The organism is Nonomuraea sp. NPDC050227, assembly GCF_044459705.1.
In the GTDB taxonomy this organism is placed as follows: domain Bacteria; phylum Actinomycetota; class Actinomycetes; order Streptosporangiales; family Streptosporangiaceae; genus Nonomuraea.
In genome coordinates, this window is record NZ_JBITJF010000010.1 from 281,788 (window position 1) to 296,912 (window position 15,125).

Genomic DNA, 15,125 nt, shown 5'->3' on the forward strand with positions numbered 1-15,125 from the left:
CGCCGCGTGTCCGATCACCCACTCTCGTGTGCACTGATTGTTGCTACGAGAGGTTTCACCCCCATGCACTGGTCCGCCCATGTGACGGTGGCAGGAGTCACCACCGCCGCCCTGTTGAGCTCCCCGTTATCGGCGGCCTCGGCCGCGGCCGAGCCCACCGGCGGGAGCGTCCACCGCGTCACGCTGATCACCGGGGACGTGGTGACCGTCAGGCAGGCCGAGCTGGGCAGGCAGGCGGTGGAGGTGAAGCCGGGGCCGGGCCGTGAGCGGATGGCGTTCAGCACCACCGAGGAGAACGGCGAGCTGCGCGTCCTGCCCAAGGACGTCGTCCCCCTCCTGGCGGCCAGGCGGCTGGACCCGGCCCTGTTCTCGGTCACCCGGCTGATCGCCCAGGGGTACGACGACGCCAGGTCGGACAAGCTGCCGCTGCTGTTCCTCTACGACGGCGCCGCGCCGAAGAGCGCGTCCGCGCCCGAGCTGGAGAGCGTCAACGGCCGGGTGGTCGCCGCCGACAAACGCACGATCGGCGGGTTGTGGAAGTCGCTCGACGGGCAGCGGGCCACGCTGTCGCAGGGCGTGTCGAAGATCTGGTTGGACGCCAAGGTCAAGGCCACCCTCGACCACAGCGTGCCGCAGGTGGGCGCGCCGGAGGCGTGGCAGGCCGGGTTCGACGGCAAGGGCGTCAAGGTCGCCGTGCTGGACACCGGCGTCGACGCCACCCACCCCGACCTGGCCGGACGCGTCAAGCAGAGCAAGGTGTTCACCGGCGAGCCGAGCGTCCAGGACGGCAACGGGCACGGCACCCACGTGGCCGCCACCATCGCCGGCGGCGACGGCAGGAAGGGCGTCGCCCCCGGCGCCGAGCTGATGGTCGGCAAGGTGCTCGGCGACGACGGCTCGGGCACCCTGTCCGGCGTCATCGAGGGCATGGAGTGGGCCGCCGCCGAAGGCGCGTCGGTGATCAGCATGAGCCTCGGCGGCAGCCCGACCGACGGCACCGACCCGCTCAGCGAGGCCGTGAACACCCTCACCGAGCGCACCGGCGCCCTGTTCGTGGTGGCGGCGGGCAACGACGGCGCGGCCTACTCGATCGGCACGCCCGGCGCGGCGACCTCGGCGCTGACCGTCGGCGCGGTCGACGGCAAGGACGCCCTCGCGGAGTTCTCCAGCCGCGGCCCACGCCTGGACGACGCGCCCAAGCCCGACCTGACCGCGCCCGGCGTGGCCATCGTCGCGGCCCGCGCGGCGGGCACCAGCATGGGCGAGCCGGTGGACGAGCGTTACACGGCCGCCTCCGGCACCTCGATGGCCACGCCGCACGTGGCCGGGGCCGCCGCGATCGTCAAGCAGCGCCACCCCGCCTGGACGGCCAGGCAGATCAAGGACGCGCTGATCGGCTCGGCCAAGCCCATCCCCGGCCAGCAGATCGACGACGCCGGCGCCGGCCGCCTGGACGTGGCCCGCGCGGTGCGCCAGGGCGTGACCGCGACCGGCGTGGTCGACCTCGGCAAGCACCAGCAGGACCAGGGCCCGGCCACGGCCGAGGGCACCATCACCTACGCCAACGGCACCGCCGCCCCGGTCACGCTGCAGCTGGCCGCCACCCTGGACAAGGCCGAGCTCAGCGCCGCGTCCGTGACGGTCCCGGCGGGCGGCACCGCCGACGTCAAGGTCACGGTGGACCTGGCCGAGCTCTCCTTCGGCCGGTACGGCGGGCTGGTCACCGCCACGGCGGGCACGGAGCAGGTGCACACCACGCTGGCGCTGACCTGGAAGGGACCGCAGCACAAGGTCCGCTTCACCGCCGTCGACGCCGCGGGCAGGCCGACCGGCGCCGACACGCTGTCGATGTTCGGCGCCTCGCAGCAGGACGACCTGTTCACCTGGCTGCCCCAGGAAGGGCTGACCGTGGAGGTGTCCGAGGGCACCTACATGACGCAGTCGCTCAACCTGGGCAGCGGCTGGGGCCGCACGCACCCGAGGGACGGCATGGTCGTCATCCCCGAGCTCAAGGTCGACCGCGACCTGGACGTGGTGCTGGACTTCCGCAAGACCACCCCGGTGACCATCAAAACGAAGGAACCCGCCGAACAGGTGGGCATCTACACCTACTTCACCCATCGCGCGTTCGGCTCGCGCAAGATCTCCCAGGGCGTCATGAACTTCGACGTCATCGAGGGGCTCAACGTCTCGCCGACCCAGCCCGTGCGGGACGGCTCGTTCGAGTTCGCCTCGCGCTGGCAGCTCGTCGCGCCGAAGCTCACCGTCCGCGTGCCCGGCTCGGGCGAGCCGTACCCGATGGGCTTCCTGGGCGGGTCGCCGGGCGTGGACGGGCGGCACATGTGGCGGCTCGCCGACGGAGTCGCCGGGGCCAAGGGCAAGGCCGCGGTCATCCGCAGCGAGGACATCGACTGGTCCGACCCGTCCGGGGCCGCGATCAAGGCGGGCGCGGTCGCCGTGATCCTGGTGCTCTCCCCCGACGACGCGTTCGGCCACGGCTGGAGGCCGGTCGGCGCCGACCTGCCGATCCCGGCGCTGGTGGTCGCCGGCGACGACGGGCAGCGGATGCTGGAGCGGATGAAGAAGGGCAACGCCAAGCTGGAGGTCACGGGGCAGATGGACTCGCCCTACCTCTACGACGTCATGCAGGTCTCCGACGGCCGGGTGCCGGACAAGATCGTGCATGAGGTGAACGACGGCAACACCGCCCGGGTCACCACGACCTATGCCGACAACGGCGGCTTCGGCTGGGCCAAGGAGCAGCGCTTCGGCTGGCGTCCCTGGCAGTCGTACGCGCTGGGCCAGCAGATGGAGACCCAGCGGATCGTCAGGACGCCGCTGCGCCGCACCGAGTACGTCAGCGCCGACGGCTCCTTCTGGCAGCACCTCGTCAACCACCAGTACGTCTGGGACGAGATGGGCCGCCTGCTCGACGGCATGACCGAGCAGCCGCGCACCTACCAGCCCGGCACGCGGATCAGCGAGAGCTGGCACGCCCCGGTGGTCCGCCCGGCGATCCCCGGCTGGCTCAAGCCGTCCACCCGGGAGGGCGACACGATGGAGATCCGCGTCCCCGAGTTCGTGGACTCCTCCGGGCACGTCTCCCGGGCGGGCGTCGACAACGACACCGCCTCGGCCCGGTTCTTCCGCGACGGCACGCTGGTGGCCGAGCGCGACGCCGCCTGGGGCGCGTTCCCCGCGGCGCCGCAGGAGGCCGCCTACCGGCTGGAGCTGTCCACCAGGCGCACCTCGGAGGAGTGGACCACGGCCATCGCGACCGAGACGGCCTGGACGTTCCGCTCCAAGCCGGGCGACCGGGTGCTGCCGCTGCTGCAGGTCGACTATGACGTGCGCCCGGAGCGTCCCGGTCTGGTGGGCTTCGCCGTACGGCATCAGGAGGGCGTGACCGGGGCGCGCGCGAAGGACCTGAAGCTGGAGCTGTCCTACGACGACGGCGCGACGTGGCGGCGGCAGCCGGTGATCCCGCTCGGCGGCGGCCGCTACGACGCGATCGTGCTGCGCCCGCACCCGTCGCTGCGGGTCACCGCCACCGACTCGGCCGGCAACACGGTCCAGCAGACGGTGATCAGGGCCTACTGATCGCTCAGAGCCAGTTCTCGCGGGCGGCGTGCCAGGCCAGTTGCATCCGGGTCTGCGCACCCGCCCGCTCCATCAGGTAGGCGATCCTGCGCTGCACCGTCCGCTGGGAGATCTTGAGCTGGGTGGCGATCGACTTGTCCGGAACACCCGCGACCAGCAGCGACAGCAGGTAGAGATGGTCGGCGTCGAGCGGGCTGCCCGGGTTGGTGAGACTGACCGGGGTGGCCCGCTCCCACAGGCTCTCGAACAGGGCCTTGAGGGCGTCGAGCAGGCTGCTGGGCCGGATCAGCGCGGCGGTGAGCTGGGTCAGGCCGTCGGTGTGCTGGATGAGCGGGAGCACGCCGAGCTCGCCGTCCGCGATGATCATCCGTACCGGCAGGACGGGCAGCGCGCGGGCCTGCTCCCCCAGCGTGATGCCGTCGGCGAGGTTGACCAGCATGCCGGGTTCCTCCAGCAACGCCCCTTCGTAGATGACGCGGTAGCCGACGCCGCGCCGCAGCGCCGCGAGCTCCTCGCCGTTCTCCTGCGAGCTCATCGCCACGTGCCCGGCCCGGCAGAGGCTGAGCACCTCGTGCCGGGCGCCGTCCTGGAGCAGCCGGAGCTGCTCGCGCAGCGCCGCCCGGCTGGTGATCACCTCGATGAGCTGCGCGGCCTCGCGCCGCCTGGCGTGCGCCAGGTACTCCCCCGTGAGCTGCTCCATGGCGTGCCGCGCCCGGTCGACCTCGGCCTGCCGCCGGTGCAGCCGGGCCGCGAGCGCGACGTCGGGGGCGACCGCCGTGAACCGGCCGGGCTCGCCAGCGACGGCGCGCGCCAGGCCCTTGGCCAGCAGCGAGCCGAGCGCCTGCCGCGCCACCTCGGCCGGCACGCCCAGCTCCTCGGCCAGGGCGTCGGACTCCACCTCGGTGGTCCTGACCAGCAGCCGGTAGGCGGCCTCCTCCTCCGCGCCCAGCCCCGCCGCGCTCAGCACGTGCCGCACACGGCCCGATCCAGATTCACCCGGCCATTGTAGAGAGCGGCCGCCGGGGCGACGGCCGGGCCTGTCACGTCACGAGTTCGGTGCGCAGTTCGTGGCTGTCGTCGGGGAGCCGGGCCTCGTAGAAGAGGCGGTGGGCGCCGTCGGGGAGCGGGAGCACGTCGAGGTAGCGGACGTCGGCCACCGGCGGCCCGTCCACCGGCGCCAGCAGCGGCGCTTCGCCGGCCCCGGTCGCGCCGGCGGGCGTGGCGAGGCCGGTGCGTTCGCGCCAGTTCTCCGCCGCCGAGGCGCGTCCGTCGTAGCAGGCCCGGCCGTCGGGCAGGACGCTGGTCAGCCGGGCGCCGCGGGCGTCCCACAAGCCGGGGCGGCCGGTGAGGACGGTGCCGTGCGGCCGCCAGTTCAGCCCGTCGCGGCTGGTGGCGTACGCGGTGCTCATCCGGTCCTCCGCGCCGGGCGTCTCCAGCGGGTGGCAGCAGATCCAGGCCCGCCATCCGGTGCCGTCGTACCGGATCACCGGGTCCTTGACGCCGGTCCGGGCGTCGCCGGTGAGCACCGGCCGGACGTCCGCCCCGGCCAGGCCCTCCGGGGACGCCGCCTCGACGACGCCGATCCACCAGTGCCTGGTCCCCGGCGTGGCGCAGCTGACGTACAATCGCCACCGGCCGGACGGCAGGCGTACCAGGGCGGGGCGTTCCACCATCGCGGCGCCGAAGCGGCCGCGCGGCAGGACGGCGACCGTGGTGAACCGCTCGCCGTCCGTGGAGCGGGCCACCGCGTTGTGGTCCTCGCCGCCGGCGCGTACGCGGTAGGCCAGGACGTACGTGCCGTCGGCGTCGAGCGTGGCGCTCGGCGCGCCGGCCCAGTGCTGCGGCCCGCGACCGGGCGCCGGAACGGCGACGGCGTGACGCTCCTTCCCCTGGCCGGGCAGCGGGAAGGAGGGCACGAGCGGAGAACGGGGGTACGCGCTTGCGGTCATGGTCCGAGTCTGCGCGGGAGGGGGATCGCGAGGCAGTGGCAGTACTGCTCATATACGGGAATTTCCTGCCATACTCGGTGACCGGGATCCGGCACCCCTGACGAAAGGGCGACATGACGGCACGATCGGCACGACAGCCCGTTCCTGCCCGCGCGGGCAGAGCGGCGGACAGGCCGGTTCCTCCCGGCTGCCACCTCCCCACGGCGGGCGCGTCCGCCGGGCGTGGACGGTCGTCGTGACCGCGGGCCTCGACGTGCCCGACCGGCGTGGCCGTACCGGCCTGGACCAGGCGGGACGCGACCTGACCGGCAACCCCCGGGTGCGGGTGCGCGACGTGCGGCTGCTGGCCTGCAACTGGTACGTCCTGCGCACCACCACCTTCGACTACCAGCACGCCGACGGCCGCTGGAGCACCCAGCAGCGGGAGACCTACGACCGCGGCAACGGCGCCACCGTGCTGCTGTACGACCCCGCCCGCCGCACCGTCCTGCTGACCCGGCAGTTCCGCTACCCCGCCTACGTCAACGGGCACCCCGACGGGATGCTCCTGGAGACCGCGGCCGGGCTGCTGGACGACGACGCGCCGGAGGAGGCGATCCGGCGCGAGGCCGCCGAGGAGACCGGCCACACCGTCGGCGAGGTCGAGCCGGTCTTCTCCGTCTACATGAGCCCGGGGTCGGTGACCGAACGCCTGCACTTCTACGCCGCGCCGTACAGCGCCGCGACCCGCACCTCGGCGGGCGGCGGGGTCGCGGCGGAGGGCGAGGACATCGAGGTCGTGGAGCTCGACTTCGACCAGGCCCTCGACCTGATCCGGCGGGGCGAGATCGCCGACGCCAAAACGATCATGCTGCTGCAGTGGGCGGCGTTGAGCGGCCCCTTCTCCCCCGCCCGCACGCCGGACCAGCCCGTGGCGCGACCGTAGGGATCGGCGTCACGGCAGGCGGCGGAAGGCGCGGCGGTAGGCGGCGGGGGCGACGCCGCGCCGGGCGGCGAAGTGGTGGCGCAGGGTGTCAGCGCCGCCGAACCCGGCTCGGACGGCCACGGCCTCCACGTTCAGATCGGTGGTCTCCAGCAGCTCCTCGGCCAGCTGGAGGCGGCGTTCGAGCAGCCAGCGGTGCGGGGTGGTGCCCGTCAGGTCCTTGAACCGCCGGGCGAACGTGCGCGGCGACATGGCCGCGCGCGTCGCGAGCGCCTCCACCGTCAGCGGCCGGTCGAGGTGCTCCTGGATCCAGTCGAGCAGCTCCGCCAGTTCGTACGGGGTGCGCTGCGGCGGCATGGGCGCCTCGACGTACTGGGCCTGCCCGCCGGCGCGATGGGCCGGTACGACCAGGCGCCGGGCCAGGGCGTTGGCCGTGGCGGCTCCGTACTCCAGCCGGATGAGGTGCAGGCAGGCGTCGATCCCGGCCGCGGCTCCGGCGCTGCTGAGCACGGGGCCGTCCTCGACGTACAGGATGCCGGGCTCGACGGTGATCCGGGGATGGCGGCGGGCGAGCAGGTCGGCGAACTGCCAGTGGGTGGTGGCGCGCCGGCCGTCGAGCAGCCCGGCGGCGGCCGGCAGGAACGCGCCGGTGCAGACGGTCAGCACTCTGGCGCCGCGCCCGACCGCCTCCCGCAGCGCCGCCAGCAGGGCGGCGGGGACGGGCGCGTCGAGCCGCGGCCAGGCCGGGACGGCCACCAGGTCCGCCTCGGCGAGCCGGTCGAGCCCGTGCTCGACGTGGACGGCGAACCCCGAGGTCGTGGGGATGGCGCCGGGCTCCGCCGCGCAGACCGCGAAGTCGTGCACGGGCAGCCCGTCGTCGGTGCGGTCCAGCCCGAACACCTGGCAGACGATCCCGAGCTCGAACGCGGCGACCAGGTCCCCGACCACGGCCGCGACCCTGCGCATCACGCCCGCCAGTATGGCAGGAACTTCCCGGACCCGGGCATTTCCGCCGCCGGTCAGGCGAGTGCCCGGACAGAGCCGCCGGACCACCGGCGGGCGACCTCGCGTTTGCGGCGCGCTTGTTCGGGCATGGCGTGCTGCCCCAGGAGAACGTGAGTTCGAGGAGAGTCAGCATGAGTCACGGACCGGTGGAGAAGGACCCCGACGAGTGGACGACCGGCGACGAGCCCATGACCGGCCCGCAGGAGTCCTACCTGCACACCCTGGCCAGGGAGGCGGGCAGGGAGGTGCCCGGCGGGCTGAGCAAGGCCGAGGCGTCCCGGTTGATCGACGAGCTCCAGGAGAACAGCGAGCGCCTGCGCGCGTCCGGCGCCCCGCAGGAGGGCGCCGGCTGATCCGCCGGGCGCCGGCCCGCGAGGGGGAGGCGGTTCCCCCTCGGGAGGGAGATCGCCGGCGGGCCGCGCGGCCTACCGTGGGCGGCCATGAGATCACTCACACGGCCCGCGCTGCTGGCCGCAGGCTGGACGGCGGCGGCCGCGCTCGTGCTGGTGGCGCCGGGGAACCTGGTCATGCGGCTGGCGTTCGGCAAGCTCGACGACCCCGCGCTGGCCCGGCAGTCCCTGTTCGCCGCGCTGGGGGTGCTGCTGGCGCTGGCGGCCGTCCGCTTCGGGACGCGTACCGCCGCGCGGCCGCACCGGCGGCGGGCCGACGGGACGGTCCGGCCCGCCCGCTGGGCCAGGGCGGCGACCTGGACGGCGGCCGTCCTGCCGATGCTGGGCTTCTCGGTGCCGCACCTGCTGTGGGGGCTGGGCCTGCCGCTGGGCGTGGCGGAGGGCTCCCGCGCGGGCCTGGCCGGGCTGGGCGGCTCGGCGGTGTTCTGGGTGCTGCTCGTCGCCGGGCCGGTGGCCGGGGGCCTGCTCACCCTGGGACTGATCGCCCGATGGGGACAGATCGTCCCGCGCTGGGTGCCCCTGGTGGGAGGACGGCGGGTGCCGCGCGCGCTCGCGGCGGTCCCGGCGGCGGCCGTGGGCATGCTGGTCGGCCAGTACGGCGCGATGATGACGAGCTGCCTCGCGTTCGGCGTCACCCGCGGGTGCGCGCCCGGCGGCGGCGCCGAGGTCCTGGACGGGAGCTGGGGATTCGCCGGGACCTACCCGGTCTTCCTGCTCTGGGGGACCTCGCTGCTGGCCGCCGTCGCCGGTTACCTGCACACGACCGCGCGGGCGCCGGTCAGCGGCTCATTCAGCGGCTCATTCAGTGGCTCATTCAGTGGCTCATGACGTGCCGGCGCTTCGGGGGCCTGCCGTAGCCGAGCAGGCCCATCATGCCCTGCTCCTGGTGGTAGAGGTTGTGGCAGTGGAACATCCACTCGCCGGGGTTGTCGGCGTGCACGTCGATGCTGATCCGCTTGTACGGCATGACGTTCACGGTGTCCTTCCGCGGCCCGCCGCGCTCGGTGGTCCGGACCTGGAAGGTGTGGCCGTGCAGGTGCATCGGGTGCCACATGTGCGTGTCGTTGTGCATGACGATCCTGATCGTCTCGCCCCGGTCGACCCGCAGGCGCAGCGGGTCGTCGCCGAGGTGCCCGTTCATGGGCCACTCGCTGCCGGAGGTGCCCTGACGCCAGCCGAGCGTGACGGTGACCGTCCTGGACGGCGGGCGCAGCTGGTCACGGCGGCGCGCCTGGAGGTCCTGGTAGGCGAGCTGCCGCCGCTGGAGCTCCGGCACGGCGCCGTCCGGTGACGGCGTGCGGGCGCTGGGCGAGGTGCGCACCACCGCGAACGCCCGCCCGGCCTTGCCCTCCGCCATCGCCATCAGCGGGAACGCCCCCGCGTCGAGCGTGACGACGAAGTCGTAGCGCTCCCCCATGCCGATCACGACCGTGTCCACGGTGACCGGCTTGACCGGGAAACCGTCGGTGTGGGTGATGGTCAGGCGGTGGCCGCCGAGCGCCACCCGGAAGGCGGTGTCGGCGGCCGCGTTGATCACCCGGAACCTGGCGCGCACGCGGGGACGGCTCATGAAGATGGTGGGCTCGTCGGCGGTACGGCCGTTGACCAGGTAGTACGGGTAGCGCGCGTGCCCGGACGTGCCGCCGAGGACGTGGCTGCTCAGGGTGTCGTCGTGCGGGGTGGTGTTCAGCGCGCGCAGCGTGTCGTCGGGCGTGCCGTTGACGCCGTCCTGCCAGTCGTCGAGGACGACCGTGAACTCCTGGTCGTACCCGAGCGGCTCGTACGGGTCCTCCACGATCAGCGGGCCGTACAGGCCGCGGTCGCTCTGCATGCCCACGTGGGAGTGGTAGAAGTAGGTGCCCGGGTCGGGGACGGTGAACACGTAGTCGAACGTCCCGCCGGGCCGGGTCGGCCGCTGCGAGAGGCCGGGCGCGCCGTCCATGTCGGCGGCGATCCTGATGCCGTGCCAGTGCACGGTGGTCGGCGCGGGCAGGTCGTTGACGAGCCTGGCCCGTACGGTGCCGCCGGCCGTGGCCCGGATGGTCGGGCCGGGCAGCAGGCCGTCGTAGGCCCAGGTGGACACCGTCCGTCCGCCGAGGGACACGGTGGCGGGCGCGGCCCGCAGCACCCTCCCGCCGGCCGTCTCGGCGGCCCTCCCCGCCGACGGCCCCGCCGACGGCCCCGCGGACGCTCCGGCGGCGGCCGACGGAACGGCGCCCAGGGCGGCGAACATGCCGCTGACGAACAACCTGCGGGACACGGTCCCACGCGAATCAGTCACTACGGATCCCCCTCATCCATCTCGCAAAATAACGGAGAGTCACCGCGGAAGGACGACGCCACGCGCGGCGGGCGGTTCAAGATCGCCGTACTCCGGCCGGGGACGGCCCGCACCCCGGCCCCGGCGCCGTCGCGACGCCGCGATCCCGGCATACTGGGCCATCGGATCATCACGTCCAGGGAGATCATGCGCATGAGCACGCCGTCGTCGCAGCCGGGGGCCGAGCGGGCCGGCGGGCCGTCCGTCCGGATCGGCGCGCTCGCCCCGCTCACCCCGCCCGGCTGGGTCGAGGCGGGCCGCCACCTGCTCGCCGGGCTGGAGCTGGCCGTGCGGGACGTCAACGACGCCGGCGGCATCGGCGGCCGGCCGCTGGAGCTGGTGGTCCGGGACACCGCCGCCGATCCGCGGAAGGCGGCGGCGGCCGTGGACGAGCTGGCCCGGCTCGGGGTGGCCGCGCTGACCGGCGAGTACCACAGCGTGGTCGCCCGGACCGCCGCCGCCCGTGCCGAGGCCGTCGGCCTGCCGTTCCTCTGCTCCTCGGCGGTCCTCGACGCGCTCACCGAAGAGCCCGCGACGTGGGTCGCGCGCCTGGCCCCCGCGCAGTCGCGCGGGTGGCGGATCTTCGCCGACTTCCTTCTGGGCGCGGGCCACGAGCGCGTCGCGGTGGCGACGCAGCCGAGCGTCTACTGGGCGTCGGGGCTCGGCGTCCTGCGCGACCGCCTCGCCGCCCGCGGCGGCACGGTCACCGAGCTGGACATGACCGCGCTCACCCCCGCGGCCGTGTGCGACGAACTCGCCCGCGACGGCGCGACGGCGCTGCTTCTCCTGGTCGGCCACCCGGAGCCGGCGGTGCCGATCGTGCGGGCCGTGCGCCGCGACCGGCGCCTGGCCGGGACCCTGATCGGCGCCCCGGCCGGGCAGCCGGAGTTCCCGGGGTGGGCCGAGTCGCTGGGCGACGACGGCGCCGCGATCCCGTTCCTGCGCTACCTGCCCGAGAGCCTGAGCCCTCTGGGCGTACGGGTGGCGGCGGCCCTTCGCGAGCGGCTGGCCGCGACGCCGTCGTTCGTCGCCTTCGAGGGCTACGACACGGCCACCGTGGTGGCCGAGGCGCTGCGGTCGCACGGCGTGGACCGCGCGGCCGTCGCCGGATCCTGGCCGCACGTCGCGGTCGAGGGCACCCGGGGGCCGATCCGGTTCTCCCGCGCGCCGGGCATCGGCGTCTGGCAGTGGGCCTGGCCCCCGATCCAGGTCGCCGACCGCGACCCGGCGAACCCGGCGCGCTTCCGCACCCTGCACACCGCCTGACCGCCACGCGGGACGCCTCAGGAGGGGTGGCGGGACACGTCGTGTCTATCCGTCAGCCGTTCGAGGCCGGCCGACCGGTAGGTGGCGACGGCACCGGCGTTGGAGCTCGGGCAGCACACGAGCACGCTGGACGAGCCGGCCTCCCGCAGCGCGCGCGCCGCGGCGACCGTGATCGCCCGGCCGTGCCCGCGCCCCCGGTGGTCCCGGTGCACCCCCATCGGCTCGATCAGCCCCGGCCTGCCCGCACCGGCCGACCACACCGCCACGGCCGCCACCGCCGCGCCCTGGTCGTCGCGGGCGAGCAGGCACCGCGCGCCGGCGTACGGGACGCCCGCCGCCATCGCGTGCCAGCGCTCCTCGGTGAAGGTCGAGCCGTCGAACGACGCCCGGATGACGGCGGCCCACTCGGGCGCCTGCTCCGGCCCCACCGCCTCGACGTGCACGCCGGGATCCGGGACAGGCGCGCCGAGGTCGCGCCCGAGCACCGTCCACGGGTCGTCGGCCGCCCAGCCGTCCTTCAGCAACAGGTCCCGGACCAGCGCGCCCGGCGGCGACTCGACGTACGCCCGCCCCTCGGGCAGCACCCCGCGTGCGGGCTCCGACACGTCGCCGGCCACCCGGCGGGCCAGCTCCTCGTCCTGGGCCGCCCCCGGCGCGAACGCCAGCCGCAGCAGGTCGGCGCCGTCCAGCAGCCCGGCCGCGACGACCTGCCCGGCCCGGCTCCAGGTCAGGGTGGCCGCCGCCGTGCGCCCCTGGCCGAACCGCCAGAACCATCCCAGGTCGCCCGGATGCAGTTGCACGGGCTCTCCTTCGCGCTGCCACTCCCCCAGCAGCCGCACCACGTCGCCGAGCCCGTCGATCCCCGGCCGGCCCGTCTCGATCGTCATCCCCCGATCAGACACCATCCGGCCCGCCCTGCGCACCCGGATTTCCCGCGGCAGGGCGGCTAGGGAACCCGCGGGGCCGCGAGCCGGTCGTCGGTCCAGGCCGCCGTGATCGTCGTGACGCCGGTCTTGCCGAGCACGGGCTTGCCGCCGTCCTTGAGGTCGGTGTACTCGGCCAGCACCGTCATGGCCGTGGTGTCCACGACGTACTGCTGCCGCAGCACCGCCCCCTTGCCCGCGCGAACCGGCAGCGCCAGCTTCCGGCCGGAGCGGCCGAGCGGGTCCTTGGCGTCGCCCAGGTCGTCCACGCCCTTGGTGGTCCTGAGCACCTGGTAGGCGGCGGCCCTGACCTTGTCAGGAGCCGGGACCGCGTACAGCAGGGTGACGGCCTCCTCGGCGACGTACCGGTCGCGATGGTCCAGCCAGTCCTGCTTGCGCGCCTTCGGGTCGGTGGTCGTGGCCTCCCGCGCCGCCTTGTCGATCCAGGCGTCGACGTCGGCGGTGAGGTACGCGCGCAGCCCCTCGGCGTCCGCGGGCAGGGACTGGAGCTGCCGGGGGCTCACGTACTTCTCGTCGCCCAGCCGGAAGCCGGGCGGGCGCTTCTCGGCCACGAGGGTGCCCTTGCCGGGGGCGGTGGACAGGCGGATCTTCATGCCCTCCGTCCGGTACGCCCAGCTCGTCGGCGAGCCGTCGGCGCGCCAGGCCGCATCGTCCTTCGCGGTCGCGGGCCTGGCGCCCAGGTCGCGGTACCCGTTCCAGCCCTTGCCGTCGGGCGACGACCAGTGGGTGCTGACGTTGCGCTGGGTCAGGTGGTAGCCGCTGCCGACCGGGCGGGGATGGACGCTGGTGCGGATCGACTCGACCCGCCAGTACGCCCCCTTGGGCGCGTCGGCCGAGGCCGGGACGGCGGTGGCGGCGGCGGTACCGGCGATGCCGGCGGCCAGCGCCAGACCGGCGGCGGCGAGGGCACGGGTGTGTCTCATCGGTTCTCCTTCAAGGGGTTGACGTCCGCCCAGCGGCTGTCCTTGATCGCTACGTACGTCAGGAGCAGGCCGTCGGCAGCGGAACGGGTTTCGACGGAAAGCGGGCTGCCGGAGACCGGGTCGATCACCAGCCGGGTCCTGGCCGCGCCCGGCCGGGCGGTCGGGGCGAACTCGCCGGCGTCGTACTCGACCGCCTGACCGGCGCGGCCCAGCACGTCGGTCACCGGCCCGACGGCGGTGACGCCGGGCAGCGAGGCGAGCAGCCGGTACGCGGCGGCCCTGGTCCGGCTCGTCACCGGCGCGAACAGCAGGAGCCGCGCCGCCGCGTCGACGGTCGCGCGGTCGTCGGAGCCGAGGTACGTCCGCAGCGCCTCCGGCGTGTCGGGCACCTCGCCGGCCTTGGTCAGCGGCTTGCTCGCGGTCAGGACGCGGAAGTCCCAGTCCTCGGTGGACCAGGTGCGCGGCGGGCCGGGCCGGGCCCGCACGACCCCGGTCCGGCCGTCCTCCGCCGGCTGGTCGAAGGTCCAGGACGTGGGCGAGCCGTCGGCGGCCCAGGCGGCCTCGTCCTGCGGTGTCGCCGGCACGATCCCCTGCGGGACCTTCCGGTACCAGGTCAGGCCCTCGGGGTCGGCCGGGATCCAGGTCTCGACCGACTCACTCTCCCGCAGCACGTACCGGCCGCCGGGCTCGTGGAACAGGCGGCCGCGCACCTCCGTGCCGCCCCACCAGGCGCCCGCGTCCGGCAGCGCGGCCACCGAGTCCGCCGCGACCAGCAGGAACCGTTTGCCGTCCGCCTGGGTGAGCGCGGCCGGGCGGGCGGGCCCGTCCGGCGTGGGCATGAGCCGCGGGACGGCGATCGCGGCGGCGGCGGCCGCGGCCAGGAGCACCGCCCACGCGCGCCGCCTTGTGGTCCGGCCCGCCGGACGGCGGCGTTCCCGGGCGACGGCGGCGTCCAGCCGGGCGCGGCCGGCCCGCTCGATCTCGGGTCGCAGCGGCGGTGCGGGCAGCAGGTCCCGGACCGCCCGGTAGTCATCCATCCGAGCCTCCGTGCAAAGGGTTGACGCCGCCGAGGGCGGCCCGAAGTTTTCTGCGCACCCGCGACAGGCGCGAGCCGACGGTTCCGTACGGGATGTCGAGGGCCTGGGCGACCTCTTCATGGCTCAGCTCGGCCAGCGCGCTGAGCAGCAGCACGTCCCGGTCGCCGTCGGGCAGCGCGCGCAGCTCGGCGGCGAGCCGGCCCTGTTCGCTCTGGGCGTCCACGCGGATGACGACGCGCTCCTCGTGGCCGTGCTCGGGCTCCTCGTGCGCGCCCGCGCTGCGTTGCAACGCGGCCAGCCGCCGGGCCTCGGTGCGCCGGTGCAGGGCGATCAGGTTGCCGGCGAAGCCGTACAGCCAGGGTCGGACCGTGCCGCGCCGGGGGTCGAACGTCGCGCGTTTGCTGAAGGCGGCCAGGAAGACCTCGGCGGTCAGGTCGTCGGCGGCCTGCCGGTCGAGCCGGCGGCCCAGGTAGGCGTGGATCTCGCCGACGTACCGGTCGTAGAGCTCGCCGAACCGCTCGGGGCGGCGGCGCGAGAGCTCCAGCAGGGCCTCGTCGCTGATCGCCGCCGGCGGGCCGGTGCCGTTCCGGACCGTCGGACGGGCCGTCGAATGGGCCGTCGAATGGGCAGTCACACCCCTACTCCACCGGTGGGGCGATCTGCTTTCACGGCCGGGGTGGCGGCATCGCGCCCGGCCGGAACACGCGTCGCGCGCCGCGACATGGCGTCGCGGCGCGCGATGGGCGGGC

At 74.7% G+C, this 15,125-nt stretch carries 13 protein-coding genes; 5 read left to right on the plus strand and 8 right to left on the minus strand.

Translation table 11 applies throughout. The features are described 5' to 3' along the window. Positions 1-114 precede the first annotated feature (114 nt). Positions 115-3,600 (plus strand): S8 family peptidase, encoded by a 3,486-nt coding sequence (locus ACIBK9_RS34825; protein ID WP_397162851.1) that lies wholly within the window; start codon positions 115-117, stop codon positions 3,598-3,600. Positions 3,601-3,604: 4 nt separating this feature from the next. On the opposite strand, the gene ACIBK9_RS34830 is transcribed toward ACIBK9_RS34825, so the two are convergent. Beyond that, positions 3,605-4,576, minus strand: a complete 972-nt coding sequence (locus tag ACIBK9_RS34830) for a helix-turn-helix domain-containing protein (RefSeq protein ID WP_358296920.1) — start codon at positions 4,574-4,576, stop codon at positions 3,605-3,607. A 64-nt stretch (positions 4,577-4,640) separates the two neighbouring features. Continuing rightward, positions 4,641-5,549: a hypothetical protein gene (locus ACIBK9_RS34835; protein WP_397162853.1), complete on the minus strand. Its 909-nt coding sequence runs from the start codon at positions 5,547-5,549 to the stop codon at positions 4,641-4,643. Between the two features lie 235 nt (positions 5,550-5,784). Here ACIBK9_RS34835 and ACIBK9_RS34840 point away from each other — a divergent pair, with 235 nt between their 5' ends. Next, positions 5,785-6,474, plus strand: a complete 690-nt coding sequence (locus tag ACIBK9_RS34840) for an NUDIX domain-containing protein (RefSeq protein WP_397162855.1) — start codon at positions 5,785-5,787, stop codon at positions 6,472-6,474. 9 nt (positions 6,475-6,483) lie between these two features. Here ACIBK9_RS34840 and ACIBK9_RS34845 read toward each other — a convergent pair whose 3' ends face one another. Further along, positions 6,484-7,437 (minus strand): helix-turn-helix domain-containing protein, encoded by a 954-nt coding sequence (locus ACIBK9_RS34845; RefSeq protein ID WP_397163087.1) that lies wholly within the window; start codon positions 7,435-7,437, stop codon positions 6,484-6,486. 170 nt (positions 7,438-7,607) lie between these two features. On the opposite strand from ACIBK9_RS34845, the gene ACIBK9_RS34850 reads away from it, so the two are divergent. Beyond that, entirely contained in the window at positions 7,608-7,829 is a 222-nt protein-coding gene (locus ACIBK9_RS34850) for a DUF3072 domain-containing protein (protein WP_397162856.1), read from the plus strand. Positions 7,830-7,916: 87 nt separating this feature from the next. Continuing rightward, positions 7,917-8,714, plus strand: coding sequence for a hypothetical protein (locus ACIBK9_RS34855; RefSeq protein ID WP_397162858.1), 798 nt, complete (start codon positions 7,917-7,919; stop codon positions 8,712-8,714). Here ACIBK9_RS34855 and ACIBK9_RS34860 read toward each other — a convergent pair. Then, a complete protein-coding gene (locus ACIBK9_RS34860; protein ID WP_397162860.1) occupies positions 8,701-10,146 on the minus strand; it encodes a multicopper oxidase family protein in 1,446 nt (481 codons plus the stop codon). The two genes, ACIBK9_RS34855 and ACIBK9_RS34860, sit on opposite strands and share 14 nt — an antisense overlap. 213 nt (positions 10,147-10,359) lie before the next feature. Between ACIBK9_RS34860 and ACIBK9_RS34865 the strand changes: the two genes are divergently transcribed. After that, the gene (locus tag ACIBK9_RS34865) at positions 10,360-11,472 is read left to right on the plus strand and encodes an ABC transporter substrate-binding protein (protein WP_397162862.1); all 1,113 of its coding nucleotides are present in this window, start codon (positions 10,360-10,362) and stop codon (positions 11,470-11,472) included. Positions 11,473-11,489: 17 nt separating this feature from the next. On the opposite strand, the gene ACIBK9_RS34870 is transcribed toward ACIBK9_RS34865, so the two are convergent. Genes ACIBK9_RS34870 through ACIBK9_RS34885 form a run of 4 tightly spaced genes read right to left on the minus strand, consistent with a single transcriptional unit; the run spans position 11,490 to position 15,010 of the window. Continuing rightward, complete coding sequence (locus ACIBK9_RS34870; RefSeq protein WP_397162864.1) at positions 11,490-12,359, minus strand: GNAT family N-acetyltransferase; 870 nt, start codon at positions 12,357-12,359, stop codon at positions 11,490-11,492. A 59-nt stretch (positions 12,360-12,418) separates the two neighbouring features. Continuing rightward, positions 12,419-13,339: a hypothetical protein gene (locus ACIBK9_RS34875; RefSeq protein ID WP_397162866.1), complete on the minus strand. Its 921-nt coding sequence runs from the start codon at positions 13,337-13,339 to the stop codon at positions 12,419-12,421. Next, the gene (locus ACIBK9_RS34880) at positions 13,336-14,376 is read right to left on the minus strand and encodes a hypothetical protein (RefSeq protein ID WP_397162868.1); all 1,041 of its coding nucleotides are present in this window, start codon (positions 14,374-14,376) and stop codon (positions 13,336-13,338) included. The genes ACIBK9_RS34875 and ACIBK9_RS34880 overlap by 4 nt, the downstream gene beginning before the upstream one ends. Then, a complete protein-coding gene (locus tag ACIBK9_RS34885; RefSeq protein WP_397162869.1) occupies positions 14,369-15,010 on the minus strand; it encodes an RNA polymerase sigma factor in 642 nt (213 codons plus the stop codon). The genes ACIBK9_RS34880 and ACIBK9_RS34885 overlap by 8 nt, the downstream gene beginning before the upstream one ends. Positions 15,011-15,125 lie beyond the last annotated feature (115 nt).